At 43.6% G+C, this 14,617-nt stretch carries 16 protein-coding genes; 14 read left to right on the top strand and 2 right to left on the bottom strand.

The window, feature by feature from the left end:
• Window positions 1–35: 35 nt before the first annotated feature.
• Entirely contained in the window at window positions 36–212 is a 177-nt protein-coding gene (locus SB775_RS13620; protein ID WP_410861892.1) for a nuclease-related domain-containing protein, read from the bottom strand.
• Between the two features lie 336 nt (window positions 213–548).
• Between SB775_RS13620 and cymR the strand changes: the two genes are divergently transcribed.
• The 14 genes from cymR to SB775_RS13550 all read left to right on the top strand — a co-directional run bounded on the left by cymR (window position 549) and on the right by SB775_RS13550 (window position 14,125).
• Window positions 549–968: a cysteine metabolism transcriptional regulator CymR gene (gene cymR, locus SB775_RS13615; protein WP_089361582.1), complete on the top strand. Its 420-nt coding sequence runs from the start codon at window positions 549–551 to the stop codon at window positions 966–968.
• 60 nt (window positions 969–1,028) lie between these two features.
• A complete protein-coding gene (locus SB775_RS13610; protein ID WP_410861886.1) occupies window positions 1,029–2,174 on the top strand; it encodes a cysteine desulfurase family protein in 1,146 nt (381 codons plus the stop codon).
• A gap of 29 nt (window positions 2,175–2,203) precedes the next feature.
• On the top strand, window positions 2,204–3,319 hold the full coding sequence (mnmA, locus tag SB775_RS13605) for a tRNA 2-thiouridine(34) synthase MnmA (protein WP_317777383.1): 1,116 nt from the start codon (window positions 2,204–2,206) through the stop codon (window positions 3,317–3,319).
• Between the two features lie 124 nt (window positions 3,320–3,443).
• Window positions 3,444–4,109, top strand: coding sequence for a tetratricopeptide repeat protein (locus SB775_RS13600; protein WP_410861885.1), 666 nt, complete (start codon window positions 3,444–3,446; stop codon window positions 4,107–4,109).
• Window positions 4,110–4,145: 36 nt separating this feature from the next.
• A complete protein-coding gene (gene recD2, locus SB775_RS13595; protein ID WP_410861884.1) occupies window positions 4,146–6,554 on the top strand; it encodes an SF1B family DNA helicase RecD2 in 2,409 nt (802 codons plus the stop codon).
• A gap of 115 nt (window positions 6,555–6,669) precedes the next feature.
• The gene (locus tag SB775_RS13590; RefSeq protein WP_410861883.1) at window positions 6,670–7,236 is read left to right on the top strand and encodes a LemA family protein; all 567 of its coding nucleotides are present in this window, start codon (window positions 6,670–6,672) and stop codon (window positions 7,234–7,236) included.
• A complete protein-coding gene (locus SB775_RS13585; protein WP_410861882.1) occupies window positions 7,236–8,006 on the top strand; it encodes a TPM domain-containing protein in 771 nt (256 codons plus the stop codon). Before SB775_RS13590 ends, SB775_RS13585 begins: the two co-directional genes overlap by 1 nt.
• The gene (locus SB775_RS13580; protein ID WP_410861881.1) at window positions 7,933–8,607 is read left to right on the top strand and encodes a PRC-barrel domain-containing protein; all 675 of its coding nucleotides are present in this window, start codon (window positions 7,933–7,935) and stop codon (window positions 8,605–8,607) included. Before SB775_RS13585 ends, SB775_RS13580 begins: the two co-directional genes overlap by 74 nt.
• Before the next feature lie 16 nt (window positions 8,608–8,623).
• A complete protein-coding gene (locus SB775_RS13575) occupies window positions 8,624–8,812 on the top strand; it encodes a hypothetical protein (RefSeq protein WP_089361771.1) in 189 nt (62 codons plus the stop codon).
• Between the two features lie 227 nt (window positions 8,813–9,039).
• Window positions 9,040–10,116: an AI-2E family transporter gene (locus SB775_RS13570; protein ID WP_089361577.1), complete on the top strand. Its 1,077-nt coding sequence runs from the start codon at window positions 9,040–9,042 to the stop codon at window positions 10,114–10,116.
• 308 nt (window positions 10,117–10,424) lie between these two features.
• Complete coding sequence (gene alaS, locus SB775_RS13565) at window positions 10,425–13,061, top strand: alanine--tRNA ligase (protein WP_089361576.1); 2,637 nt, start codon at window positions 10,425–10,427, stop codon at window positions 13,059–13,061.
• 66 nt (window positions 13,062–13,127) lie between these two features.
• On the top strand, window positions 13,128–13,397 hold the full coding sequence (locus tag SB775_RS13560; protein ID WP_034311358.1) for an IreB family regulatory phosphoprotein: 270 nt from the start codon (window positions 13,128–13,130) through the stop codon (window positions 13,395–13,397).
• On the top strand, window positions 13,397–13,822 hold the full coding sequence (gene ruvX / locus SB775_RS13555; RefSeq protein WP_061464156.1) for a Holliday junction resolvase RuvX: 426 nt from the start codon (window positions 13,397–13,399) through the stop codon (window positions 13,820–13,822). Before SB775_RS13560 ends, ruvX begins: the two co-directional genes overlap by 1 nt.
• Window positions 13,823–13,834: 12 nt before the next feature.
• Window positions 13,835–14,125 carry a DUF1292 domain-containing protein gene (locus tag SB775_RS13550; RefSeq protein WP_034308630.1) on the top strand — a complete coding sequence of 97 codons (291 nt, stop codon included), beginning with the start codon at window positions 13,835–13,837 and terminating at the stop codon, window positions 14,123–14,125.
• 56 nt (window positions 14,126–14,181) lie between these two features.
• Here SB775_RS13550 and SB775_RS13545 read toward each other — a convergent pair whose 3' ends face one another.
• Window positions 14,182–14,337, bottom strand: coding sequence for a hypothetical protein (locus SB775_RS13545; protein ID WP_176431779.1), 156 nt, complete (start codon window positions 14,335–14,337; stop codon window positions 14,182–14,184).
• Window positions 14,338–14,617 lie beyond the last annotated feature (280 nt).

The raw sequence follows: 14,617 nt of genomic DNA, 5'->3' as shown, positions 1-14,617 counted from the left end.
AGCGAGCATCTGGAGGGGAAATCAACCACAACTCACTACCTGGTAAATAGCAACAAAGTATGTGAAAACAGCCTTAATAAAAAATAAGAAGTGACAATGAGGATGTCGATTTGGAAGGGGAAGGGTGATCCAATTAGACGGAGGTCATGAAAAAATAGATACTCTTTTTCAGGAAGGGTATTTAGAGAGGATAAGACTCTATATTCCCCTATATCCAGCTTTGATTTTTTTGATGTCTTTAGTTTTCTATTAATGATAGGTTTCCTGTATTTTTAGTAAAAGTAAATGTGTCAAAGAACAGAACTTTCATTTGGAAAATGTACGTTGTCTTACAAAGAAGTTAATTCGTCCCTTGATAGATAATAATTCGTCCTTGGCGTAGATAATTCGTCCTTGACACTGGATAATCCGTCTTTTAACAATATATTCCCCACCTCTCCAATTAGGATAATTTGACAAATGAAGGGAGGTTGAATGCATTTCTGGCGGGAATATGCTATAATTTCAAAAGAATTTAGAAACGGATAAATAATTTGAGGTGTATATGTATGAAGATATCTACTAAAGGCCGTTATGGTTTAACGATTATGATCGAGCTTGCTAAACACTATGGAGAAGGCCCGAAAAGTTTGAAATCGATTGCCCAGACGCATAATCTGTCGGAGCATTATTTGGAGCAGTTGATTGCGCCGCTACGTAATGCAGGGCTGGTGAAGAGTGTCCGTGGTGCGTATGGCGGGTATGTCTTGTCTAAAGATCCTCAGGAGATTACTTCGGGTGATGTCATTCGCGTATTGGAAGGGCCGATTACCCCTGTTGAAGGCATTGAGGATGAAGAGCCGGTGAAGCGCCAGCTTTGGATCCGGATCCGCGATGCTGTGAAGGATGTATTGGATAATACGACGCTTATGGATTTGGCGAACTATAAGGATACGGGTGAAATCAACTCTTATATGTACTATATTTAAGTGATCAGCAATGCGCCTATTATGTGGGCGCTTGCGTTTTTTAATGGAGGCGACAATAAAGTGGACAGAATATATTTAGATCATGCTGCGACTTCACCGATGCATCCGAATGTGATCGATAGAATGATGACAGTCATGAGCCATGACTTTGGTAATCCGTCGAGCATTCATGCTTTCGGGCGGGAGGCTCGCCATGTTTTAGATGAGGCGCGTTCGAGTATTGCAAAAAGCATCGGTGCCGGGCGGAATGAAATCATTTTCACGAGCGGCGGAACCGAGGCGGATAATACGGCGATCATTGGTGTTGCGAATGCTTATGAAGAAAAAGGAAAGCACATCATAACGACGGAGATCGAGCATCATGCGGTTTTGCATACATGCCAATTCCTTGAGAAGTCTGGCTTTGAAATCACATATTTACCTGTGAATGAAGCGGGGCTTATTTCCATTGCCGATTTAAAGGCGGCATTGCGGGACGATACGATTTTGGTTTCGGTCATGTTCGGCAATAATGAGGTCGGAACGATCCAGCCGATTGCTGAAATTGGACAATTGCTCAAAGGTCATCAAGCCATTTTCCACACGGACGCCGTTCAGGCATATGGTTTGATCTCTATCGATGTTCGTGAATTGGGTGTGGATTTGCTGAGTGTAACAGCGCATAAAATCAACGGTCCCAAAGGAATCGGCTTTCTATATATACGTGAAGGCTTGAAGCTGAATCCGCATTTATATGGCGGGGAACAAGAACGCAAACGCCGAGCGGGTACGGAGAGTGTGCCGGCTATTGCCGGTTTTTCAGAAGCTGTTTTAATTGCACAAAGCATGATGGAAAAGAAAAAGGAGCAATACAAGCAATATAAAGACGTATTGCTTGCCGTCCTTGATGGGGCGGATGTACAATATGAAATTAACGGATCAATGGAACAGTCGCTGCCACATGTGCTGAATATTAGTTTCCCGGGTACGAATGTGGAATCGATGCTCGTTAATATGGACTTGGCAGGTGTTGCGGTATCGAGCGGATCCGCTTGTACAGCAGGGTCAATCGATCCGTCGCATGTGCTTGTGGCGATGTTCGGGAAAGATTCGGAGCGGACGAAGAATTCGATTCGTTTCAGCTTCGGTTTGAACAACACGGAAGAGGAAGTCAGGCATGCTGCTGAAACCATCGTGAAAATCGTTAAAAGATTAGTTGGAAGATAATTCCTTCTTTAAATAAATGAGGTGACAGAATGAATAAAGCACCACAAGATACACGCGTCGTCGTGGGTATGTCAGGAGGCGTGGATTCTTCTGTGTCAGCCCTGCTATTGAAGAATCAAGGCTATGATGTGGTCGGGATATTCATGAAGAACTGGGATGATACAGATGAAAACGGAGTCTGTACGGCAACGGAAGATTACAATGATGTAATTGCCGTTTGTAATCAAATCGGCATCCCTTATTATGCGGTCAATTTCGAAAAGCAATATTGGGATAAAGTATTCACTTATTTCTTGGATGAGTATAAAGCGGGCCGCACCCCGAATCCGGATGTAATGTGCAATAAGGAAATCAAATTCAAGGCATTTTTAGAACATGCGGTAAGCCTTGGTGCCGATTATGTGGCTACAGGCCATTACGCACAGGTTGAATACCGGGATGGCGAATACAAGATGCTTCGCGGTATTGATAATAATAAGGATCAAACCTACTTCTTGAACCAGCTTACTCAAGAACAATTGGAAAAAGTCATGTTTCCGCTTGGACATATTGATAAGAAGGAAGTCCGAGAGATTGCGAAAGAAGCGGGTCTTGCTACGGCAACGAAAAAAGATTCAACAGGCATCTGTTTTATCGGTGAACGCAATTTCAAAGAGTTTTTAAGCAATTACCTACCAGCACAGCCCGGTGATATGGTCACGATGGATGGAAAGGTCATGGGCAAGCATGACGGATTGATGTATTACACGATTGGTCAGCGTCACGGTCTAGGGATTGGCGGAAGCGGCGAACCTTGGTTTGTTGCGGGAAAAGACTTGAAGCGCAATCTATTATATGTGTGTCAAGGCTTTGATAATGATGTGCTGTATTCCAATTCCCTTCGTGCAGTGAATGTCAGCTGGGTAGCGGAACATATACCTGCTGGTGAATTTACATGTACGGCAAAGTTCAGGTACCGTCAAGAGGATAGCGGTGTTAAGGTGAAGGTTCTGGAAAATGGTGATGTCGAAGTCATCTTTGACGAGCCAGTCCGCGCGATCACACCTGGACAGGCAGTCGTATTCTATGATGGAGAAGTGTGCCTGGGTGGCGGTACGATTGATGAAGTATTTAAAAAAGGTGAAAAACTGACTTACGTAGGGTAAAATAAGCATGTCCCCAGCTGTGTTTGCGGTTGGGGACTTCTTTTGGATTAAGGGTGTGCTGTCTGAATTCGACCGATGGCTTATGCTATACTTTTTAATATGAAAAATGGAGTGTGAAATGATCATGGATAAGAATCAACAAGGAATTGAGTTTATGCAGCAAGGAAAATACGAAGAAGCGGCGAAAGTTTTTAATGAGGCAATCGAGGAAAATCCAAATGAGCCTGTTGCCTACATAAACTTTGGGAATGTACTGACTGCCGTGGGTGAAACGGATAAAGCGGTCAAGTTTTACAAAAAGGCGATCGAGCTGGATGAAAATGCAGCTGCGGCATACTATTCATTAGGAAACTTATACTATGAAACCGATACTAAATTAATCGAAGCGAAGGATATGTTTGAAAAGGCTATTCGTTTGGGACTGGAGAACAGCGATGCTTACTTTATGCTTGGATTGACATTGATGGCGTTAGATCAACCTAAATTGGCGATGCCTTATTTACAGAGAACGGTGGAGCTGAGCCCTGAGGACGTTGATGCGAGATTCCAATATGCGCTATGTCTTGCAAATGCGGAATTATATGATGAATTGATCAATCAGCTGAATTTAGTCGTGGAACAAGATCCAGGCCATGCGGATGCTTATTATAATTTAGGTGTTGCGTTTGCCGGGTATCGTGAGGATGCGCAGGCGGCGATGGCTTATTTTGATAAAGCTTTGGAAGCACAGCCTGAACATATGCTTGCGGCACATGGTAAGAAACTGATGGAAGAAATGAATGCTGAGTAAATAGACTGCATATGCATGGAAAGGTGGGGAGAAGCGTTGAGCCAGCAAGATTCATTGGATTTGTTTTCAGAAGAGAAAATGTTCATGAAAGGAAGTCATTTGGTGACGATCTTTCATAATGAAGAAAATATGTACTCGGTTGTAAGAATTCGTGTGCATGAAACGAATCTGAATTATGAAGAGAAGGAAGCTGTCGTGACAGGTTACTTTCCGAGGATGCATGAGGATGAGATCTATATTTTTTATGGGGCGATGAAGGAACATCCGCGTTTTGGCCTCCAATTTCATGTAGAGCATTTTCGCAAGGATTTGCCCCAATCAAAGGAAGGCATCGTCAGTTATTTATCCGGTGACCTGTTCAAAGGCATTGGGAAAAAAACAGCCGAGAGCATTGTTGATACACTAGGGGAAAAGGCAATTTCCAAAATTCTGGCTCAGCCTTCGTTACTTGATGATATCCCGAAGCTATCCGGGGAAAAGGCAAAGGGCCTCTATGATACATTAGTCGAGCATCAAGGTCTGGAGCAGGTAATGATCGCCCTGAATCAATATGGCTTCGGTCCGCAGCTGTCGATGAAGATTTATCAATTGTATAAACAGGATACGATCACGATGGTTCAGGGAAATCCATATAAGCTCGTAGAGGATATTGAAGGGATCGGTTTTGGACGGGCGGATGAGCTTGGGCATCAGCTTGGCATTTCCGGCAGCCATCCCGACCGAATCAAGGCTGCGTGCTTGTATACACTTGAATCACAATGCCTTCAGGATGGAAATATCTACATAGAAGCCGAGCAGCTATTGGAAGCGGTCAAGCGATTGCTTGAGGAAAATAAACGGGATCGCATAGAGTTCACGAACATTTCCTCGGAAATAATCGAATTGACGGAAGAGGGGAAAATCGTTGTCGAGGATCAACGAATTTATCCGCCTTCACTTTACTATTCTGAAAAGGGAATTGTTACGAACATCAAGCGGATACTCGCACAAACCGAGTATGAAGACCAGTTCCCGGAATCGGAATTTTTACTGGCCCTTGGGAAGCTGGAAGAGCGTCTAAATGTTTCTTATGCCTCAGCTCAAAAAGAGGCGATACAAACAGCCCTGCAGTCGCCCATGTTGATCTTGACGGGGGGACCTGGTACTGGTAAGACGACGGTAATCAAAGGGATTGTTGAGCTATATGCAGAGCTGCATGGTGTATCCATGGACATTAATGATTATAAAAAAGAGGGAAGCGATCCATTTCCATTCGTTCTTGCGGCTCCTACTGGCCGTGCAGCGAAACGAATGGCCGAATCGACTGGACTCCCCGCTGTTACGATCCACCGTTTGCTGGGGTGGAACGGGAGTGAAGGCTTTTCCCATGATGAGGATAATCAGTTGGATGGCCGGATCGTGATCATCGATGAGGTTTCCATGGTGGATACATGGCTGGCCAATCAACTGTTTAAGGCTTTGCCGGAAAATGTCCAAGTGATATTGGTAGGTGATGAAGATCAACTGCCATCGGTTGGCCCTGGGCAGGTTTTAAAGGATTTGCTTGCATCGAATTGTGTGCCTACTGTCAGTCTGGAACATATTTATCGTCAAGCTGATGGCTCATCGATCATTGAATTAGCCCATGGTATCAAAAAAGGAAAGCTTCCGGATGATGTGACGAAGCAGCAAGAAGATCGATCGTTCATTCGCTGCCAGACCGGGCAAATCGCTCAAGTAATCGAGAAAGTGGTTGCGAATGCGAGGACGAAGGGTTTCACCGCCAGGGATATACAGGTGCTGGCTCCCATGTATAGAGGGCCTGCCGGGATTGATGCACTGAATAAAATGCTTCAGGAAGTGTTCAATAGCAATGCGGATGAAAAGCGGCGGGAAATTAAATTCGGAGACGTGATATACAGAACGGGAGATAAGGTGCTTCAACTGGTTAACCAGCCAGAGGAGGGTGTCTTTAACGGCGATATGGGTGAAATCGTGTCCATATTGTTCGCTAAGGAAAATACCGATCATGTCGATAAAGTAATCATATCGTTCGAGGGAATCGAAGTGACATACACGAAACAGGACTTGAACCAGATTACACATGCGTATTGCTGCTCCATCCATAAGTCGCAGGGAAGCGAGTTCCCCATTGTCATTTTACCTGTAGTGAGAAGTTATTATCGGATGCTCCGCCGTAATTTATTGTATACGGCGATTACCCGCAGTAAAAATTTCTTGATCCTTTGCGGTGAAGAAGATGCATTCCGTCTAGGGATCGAGCGTAATGATGAGATGCGCCGGAAAACGACTTTGCATGAAAAGCTGCGGGAGATTTTGAGTGAAGAGGATATGCCGGTGGAAAAGGGAGAGGTGCAAGAGCGTGAAGCAAGTTATCTTGAAATCTTCACGAATGCTGACCCGATGATCGGGATGGAGGATGTCACGCCTTATGATTTTATGTAGCTGATGATCAATGTTTGGTTCTTCATTTTGATAAATTTTGTTTGAAATTCATAGTTTTGGTGGAACTAATATAGAATATAACTTATATGAATGTGAAAGAGCAGGGGGGATTTGGATGAAAAAAGGTTGGATAATAGGAATAGTCGTTGTCGTTTTACTTGTCATTTATGGGGCATCTTCTTACAACGGTCTTGTAAGCGCCAATGAAGACGTAGACAATAAGTGGTCACAGGTGGATAACCAATTGAAACGCAGAGCGGATTTGATTCCGAATCTTGTCGAAACGGTGAAGGGTTATGCTTCGCATGAAACGGAAGCCATTAAAGCGGTGAGTGATGCACGCTCGAAGTTGGCAGGTGCCAATTCGACTAAAGATGCTATTGATGCGAACCAAGAATTGAGTGGGGCTTTAAGCCGTCTTTTGGTGGTTGTCGAGAACTATCCGGATCTAAAGGCCAATGAAAACTTCAAGGGTCTCATGGATAGCTTGGAGGGGACGGAAAATCGCTTGGCGGTAGCACGGAAAGACTATAATGATGAAGTTACCAACTATAATAAGACGATTAAACGTTTTCCAAAGAATATGATGGCAGGCGCGTTCGGGTTCGATACCAAACCATATTTTGAAGTGACCGATCAAGAAAAAGAAACGCCAAAGGTTGATTTCGGGAGCGATAAATAATGAAAAGACTCGCTGTGTTTGCGCTATTTTTCATTCTCACGTTCAGTTTAGCAAACGTAGTCGCAGCACAACCTAAAATTCCTGAACCAGTTGGGGATATATATGTCCAGGACTTTGCCGGAGTCCTGGATGATCAGGAAAAATCCGAACTCATCGAGCTTGGGAAACGGTTGGATGATGCCACAAAAGCACAAATTTCCGTTTTGACGGTGGATTCGTTGGAAGGATCTGAGATTGAAGAGTACTCGGTACAGGCATTTAGGTCATTCAAGCTTGGTGATGCAGAACTGAACAATGGAGTCCTCATCGTTCTGGCCAAGAAAGAACGGAAAATCCGTATTGAAGTGGGGTACGGTTTGGAAGGTGCCATTACCGACATAAGATCGGGACAGATTTTGGACAATGTGGCTATCCCCGAGCTGAAGGCGGGTAATTCCGACCTTGCCCTAACTGAAACCTATAAGGCCGTATATAACGATGTCACGAAAGAATATAACTTAGGTGACGAGTTTCATCAAGATCTATCCGTTCAGCCCGAGTCAGAAACTTTTCGGCCATCAGGTTTACAGATTTTTCTCATTATCATCGTTGTCATCATCGTATTCATCATCGATGCGAAGTTCTTTAAAGGGTTTTTCCTTCAAATATTACTCAATATCCTCTTGATGTTCATCAGTCGCGGAGGTGGCGGTGGCCGTGGAGGCGGCAGCGGTCCACGGGACGGCGGCGGCGGAAGTTCCGGCGGCGGAGGTTCCAGCAGAGGATGGTAAGGTGGATCTGACCGGGAAACCGGTCTTTTTTTATGCCCGCTCACTGGATATCGGTAAGGTCGAGCAACAATGGAAAACCTTTCAGCACATCTATTTTCATGATGAAAGAGATAATAAAAATGTTCGGAAAGGCGGGATGACCTTGCGGACGTTTTCTTTATTGAAAGGGCTGCCGGTTTTTACAACCAAAGGAGAAAGGATCGGCACGGTCCACGATTTATCGATATCTGAATCGGGTCAGGTAACAGGCTTGGTCATTCATCAACAGGCATTGTTCAAAAGAGCTTTTCATTTAAAACTGGACGAAATATCTTCTTTCGGTCCAGATGGGATCTTCATCGTCCATCAGGATTCAGCCCTAGGGAAAGTGCCTGCGGATTCCATGTGCTTAACGAAGGACGAATTATTGGGACGCATGCTTTTTTCAGAAATGGGTGAGGAGCTTGGTTTACTGCAGGATGTATATTTCAGGGAAAAAATGGGCACGATTATAGCGTATGAAACAACGGATGGGTTTTTCTCGGAGTCGACAGTGATAGAATCAAAACAGCCGCCTGCATTTGGGAAGGATACCATCATTGTTTCAGTTTATGAACAGTGAGGTGTCCATTTTGGAAATGAAATGTCCGAATTGCCGCAGTAAAGATGTTGGGAAGATTGGCGTTAATCAATATTATTGTTGGAATTGCTTTATTGAAATGACCTTATCCGAAGGGATCATTAATACGCACCAAGTCGAGGAAGATGGAAGTTTAAGCTCTTTGGACGATTTGTTTGATGAAAATGACCGCCGCTTCAGTATGTAATTAACGGAAGAGGTGTTTGCAATGGCTAGACGTTCACGCAATAATCTAATGAATATGGGTTCGGACTTGATGAACTCGAAGATGATCAAACGGAATATGAAGAAAATACGCAAAAGATTAAAATCATTATTATAATCCGAATGGGTGTCCTGATAATGAGGGCACTCTTTTTTATGTATGAAAACCTTCCGCCTTTCGAAGAATAAATGAGCGGGAGGTGTTTAATTGTGAGTATTCGTCTAAAGTGGTTTTATCGCCTGGGTTTTTTATTGCTCTTATTTTTCGTTATCTATATTTTTATGAAACTTAAGCCCATGTGGGGACCTGTCGTTACTGTTTGTGTGACGGTACTGCTGCCTTTTTTTGTTGGTGCGTTCATCAGTTATTTGCTGCACCCGGTAGTGGAATATTTAAATGAGAAAGGGATGCGTCGCTGGCTTTCGATTACGATCATCTATTTGCTGTTTTTCGGAGGGGCTGGTTTTGCTGTTTATAAAGGCATTCCTGTAATGGTCAGTCAGGTTCGAGAGCTGTCGGAAAGCGTACCGGAACTGGTTGAACAGTACAGGAGCCGGATAGATAAGCTTAATCATCAAACGGCAGCTTGGCCGTTCGGAATTCATGAAAGATTCGAAGAAGGTGTCATCCTTTTTGAAGCCTGGCTGAAGCGTATGCCCGAAAAGGCAATGGAGTATGCAATGAAGATGATTGATTTCATCTTACTGATTGCGTTGATTCCATTCATTGCTTTTTATATCCTGAAAGATTTCACGGCATTAAAAAAAATGGCATGGTATATGACACCGAAAAAATGGCGAAAGCAGGGACGGGCATTCGTTCGTGATGTGGATGCGTCACTTGGAGGCTATATCCGCGGACAAATCATCGTCTGTGCCGTGATCGGTTTAATTTCCTCGCTGCTTTTCTGGATAGTCGGAATGCAATATCCGCTGCTTTTGGGGGCGATAATCGGAATAACGAATGTCATTCCCTATTTCGGTCCCATAATCGGGGCCATTCCTGCAGTGATTATCGCCGCGACAATGTCAGTGAAAATGGTATTGATCATTGCGGTCATCGTGCTTGCACTCCAATTCCTTGAGGGGAATATCCTGTCGCCGCTAATAGTCGGTAAAAGCCTTCATATGCATCCGCTGTTCATCATGCTTGCATTATTGGCCGGTGGTGAAATAGGCGGGATCGCGGGCATGGTCCTTTCGATTCCCATTTTGGCAGTGTTGAAAGTTTTTGTTCTGCACGCCCGCGTTCACTTTAGAAAGAAGCCGTCCCTTGTTGACAAATAAAAGTCTTGTGAATATAATCCATTACATAAGATAATTCGTTGAAGGATGAAGTATGCTGAAGTCCATCTAAAAGAGAGGGGTCCCCTAGGCTGAAAGGGACTGCAAGGTGAAGAGCAGCAGAAAGCTAGTCCTGAGAGCAGCTAATACCTGCCGTCATGCCGCGTTAAGGCTTTTATGAAGGTGATGGACATGGGATTTCCCTGCGTCCATAATCAGGGTGGTACCGCGAGTCAACTCTCGTCCCTGTTTTTGGGATGGGAGTTTTTTGTGTGCTCAAAATTACATAATTTTAAAAGGAGGATATATATATGAAGTATTTAACTGGTGCTCAAATCCGCCAAATGTATTTAGATTTTTTTAGTGAAAAAGGCCATAACATCGAACCAAGTGCGTCATTGGTTCCTCATGAAGATCCATCACTGCTTTGGATAAATTCAGGTGTCGCTACTTTAAAGAAATATTTTGATGGACGGGTGATTCCTGAAAATCCAAGGATTACAAATGCACAGAAGGCAATCCGTACAAACGATATTGAAAACGTGGGGAAAACTGCACGTCATCATACGTTTTTCGAAATGCTCGGTAACTTTTCCATTGGTGAATACTTCAAAGAAGAAGCCATCACATGGGCATGGGAGTTTTTGACGGATGAAAAATGGATTGGGTTCGACAAAGAGAAATTGGCTGTGACAATCCATCCAGAAGATGATGAAGCATTCGAACTCTGGAATAAAAAAATCGGTGTTCCTGCTGAAAGAATCATTCGTCTGGAAGAAAACTTCTGGGATATCGGTGAGGGTCCAAGTGGCCCGAATACAGAGATTTTCTATGACCGCGGACCAGCATACGGCGATGATCCGAATGACCCGGAACTATATCCAGGCGGGGAAAATGAACGTCATCTAGAAGTCTGGAATCTTGTGTTTTCTCAATTCAACCATAATCCTGACGGCTCTTATACACCTCTTCCAAAGAAAAATATCGATACGGGCATGGGACTTGAACGTATGGCTTCCGTCGTTCAAGATGTGGCGACGAACTATGATACGGATTTATTCATGCCTATCATCCGGGCAGTCGAAGAAATCTCCGATGTGAAATATGGTGTCGATGCAGAAAAAGATGTTGCATTCAAAGTCATTGCCGACCATATTCGTACGGTAGCCTTTGCGGTAGGTGACGGTGCTCTTCCATCCAACGAAGGGCGCGGTTATGTATTACGCCGTTTGCTTCGAAGAGCGGTTCGTTATGCTAAGCAAATCAACATCAATCGTCCATTCATGTTCGAGCTTGTGACGGTCGTTGGCGAAATCATGAAAGACTTCTACCCTGAAGTCCTCAAGAATAAAGAGTTCATTGCAAAAGTTATCAAGAATGAAGAGGAACGCTTCCATGAAACTCTAAATGATGGACTGTCCATCCTTTCTGAAGTCATAAAAAAGGAAAAGGAAAAAGGCGGTACGACCATTCCGGGCAGTGATGCATTCCGTTTATATGACACATATGGTTTCCCGATCGAGTTAACGGAGGAATATGCAGAAGAAGAAGGCATGACGGTCGATCAAGCTGGATTTGAAAAAGAAATGGATGCACAGCGCGAACGTGCCCGTTCAGCGCGTCAAGATGTTGATTCCATGCAAATCCAAGGCGGGGTATTGGGAGATATTAAAGTTGAAAGTGAGTTTGTCGGCTATGATCAAATTGCGGTCGAAGCCAAAGTTTCTGCCATCATTAAAAATGGCGAGCTTGTAACGGACGCACAAGAAGGTGAGGAAGTTCAGGTAATACTGAACAAGACTCCTTTCTACGCGGAAAGCGGGGGTCAAATAGCTGATAAAGGAACGATGGCTAATGAATCCGTTAAGTTGGATGTCCATGATGTTCAAAAAGCTCCAAATGGCCAAAATCTGCACCGTGTAACTGTGGCTGCCGGCACTTTAATGTCAGGTTCCGATATCGTTGCTTCGGTAAATCATGAAAATCGCATCCATATCACAAAAAATCATACAGCGACACATCTTCTGCATCAGGCGTTGAAAGATGTGCTAGGTACACATGTCAATCAGGCAGGTTCACTCGTACAAGCTGAGCGCCTTCGCTTCGATTTCTCTCATTTTGGCCAGATAACGGCGGAAGAGATTGAGCGGATCGAAACGATTGTAAATGAAAAGATTTGGCAAAGCCTTCAAGTGAACACTGATTATAAAAACATTGAAGAAGCCAAAGCGATGGGCGCAATGGCCCTGTTCGGCGAAAAATACGGCAAGATTGTCCGTGTCGTGCAAATAGGCGATTATAGTCTTGAACTTTGCGGTGGCGTTCACGTCCCGAATACCGCGGTAATAGGCTTGTTCAAGATCGTTTCAGAAAGCGGCATCGGAGCGGGAACTCGCCGGATAGAAGCGGTAACGGGTGCAGGAGCATACAAATTGATGACTGATCAAATTGGTGTCTTGAAAGACGCGGCTGCTAAACTGAAAACGAACTTGAAAGATGTACCGTCAAGAATTGAAACGGTCTTGGCTGAAGTGAAGGATCTTCATCGTGAGAATGAAAGCCTGACTGCAAAATTAAGTAATATTGAAGCAGGAAGCCTTGTTTCTAACGTAAAAGACATAAATGGGGTTCAAGTATTGGTGGCGAAGGTTCAAGCTACCGACATGAATAATCTTCGTGCCATGGCGGATGATTTGAAACAAAAGCTCGATTCTGTCATTATCGTATTAGGATCGGCTCAAGGTGATAAAGTCAATTTGATTGCCGGAGTCACGAAGGATTATATCGATCGCGGTTTCCATGCAGGTAAATTGATCAAAGAAGTTGCTTCCCGTTGCGGCGGAGGCGGTGGCGGACGTCCAGATATGGCCCAAGCCGGCGGAAAAGACCCAGAAAAATTGGATGCAGCACTTAATTTTGTTGAAGAATGGGTCTTATCGATTTCATAATCAATGGAAAGTGTTGTACAATGTAGGTATTAGTGGATTCTGGACGCTGAGGAGAGGTGCATGTTAATGAGTTCCTTTGATAAAACGATGAAATTTAATTTTCCCGAAGAACCATTCGAAAGAGATGTACAAGAAGTATTGTCTCAAGTGTATGTTGCACTTCAGGAAAAAGGTTATAACCCGATCAACCAGATTGTCGGTTATCTATTATCTGGTGACCCGGCCTATATCCCGCGCCATATGGATGCTCGAAACATTATTCGTAAGCTTGAACGCGATGAAATCATCGAAGAATTGGTTAAGTCGTATCTTAAGAACCATCGAGAGGAATACTAATGCGCACAATGGGACTTGATTTAGGTTCAAAAACCATCGGCGTTGCCGTGAGTGACGCGATGGGTTGGACTGCACAAGGATTGGAAACGATCAAAATTAACGAAGCTGGTAATGACTTCGGCTTTAAACGTCTCAATGAAATAATAAAAGAGCATGAAATTTCTAAAATTGTCCTAGGTTTACCTAAAAACATGAATGGAACCGTTGGACCGCGAGGCGAGATCAGTCAAGATTTCGCCAAACGATTAGAAAAAAAATTCAAGCTGCCTGTGTTTCTCTGGGATGAACGGTTGACAACTATGGCAGCTGAACGTGTCCTTCTTGAGGCGGACGTGAGCCGAAGCAAACGCAAGAAAGTCATTGATAAAATGGCAGCTGTCATGATTCTGCAAGGTTTCTTGGACAGACAAACAAATTCAATATGAGGTGGAATACAAATGGAACACGGCGAAAACAACATTACAGTAGTAGATGAAAACGGAAACGAGCAGCTTTGCGAAATCCTTTTCACATTCGACTCAGATAAATTCAACAAATCTTATGTACTTTATTATCCGATGTCTGCAGAAGATGAAGAGGAAGAAATTGAAATCCACGCTTCATCATTCGTACCTAGCGAAGATAATAAAGATGGTGAACTTACACCGATCGAAACCGAAGAAGAATGGGATCTTGTCGAAGAAATGTTAAATACATTCCTTGACCAAGAAGAAGCTGAAGAAGAATAAGATTAGAAAAAACCGACCTCGATCAGGTCGGTTTTTTTCATTTATGTACCAGCAATTTATCTTCTCTCTACGAATAAAAGAATAAAAGTAGCGAGCGGACCCAAAAATAATGATAGCAAGAACCAATTCAACGCCGTTCTATTTTTACCTTGAGCAAGTCCGGCGTTTATGAGTGCCAATGTCCCCCACCCTACAAAATAAGAATTATCCAACTCCTTCACACCTTTCTTCAGCTTATAATTAATAATAGCATTCCTTCATGCGTATTCCAGTCATTGCCTGAAAATTCCTTACACATGCAGGGGGGGAAATTGGGGGCGTTTTTTAAGCTAAAGAGAAAAGATGTCACTATTTTCATGGAGAATTACATCTGTATATTGACAAAACTAGTGCATTTTTGCCATAAATAGAGTAGAAATGAATGTAGTTTTGCAAAAACCATGTAATTATTTGTTGATTTTAGTATAATGTTCGAAGCAAAGTTTAATTAAA

The organism is Peribacillus sp. SIMBA_075 (assembly GCF_046534585.1).
Note: the sequence above shows the minus strand (reverse complement) of the source record. Positions and strands in the feature narration are given on the sequence as shown.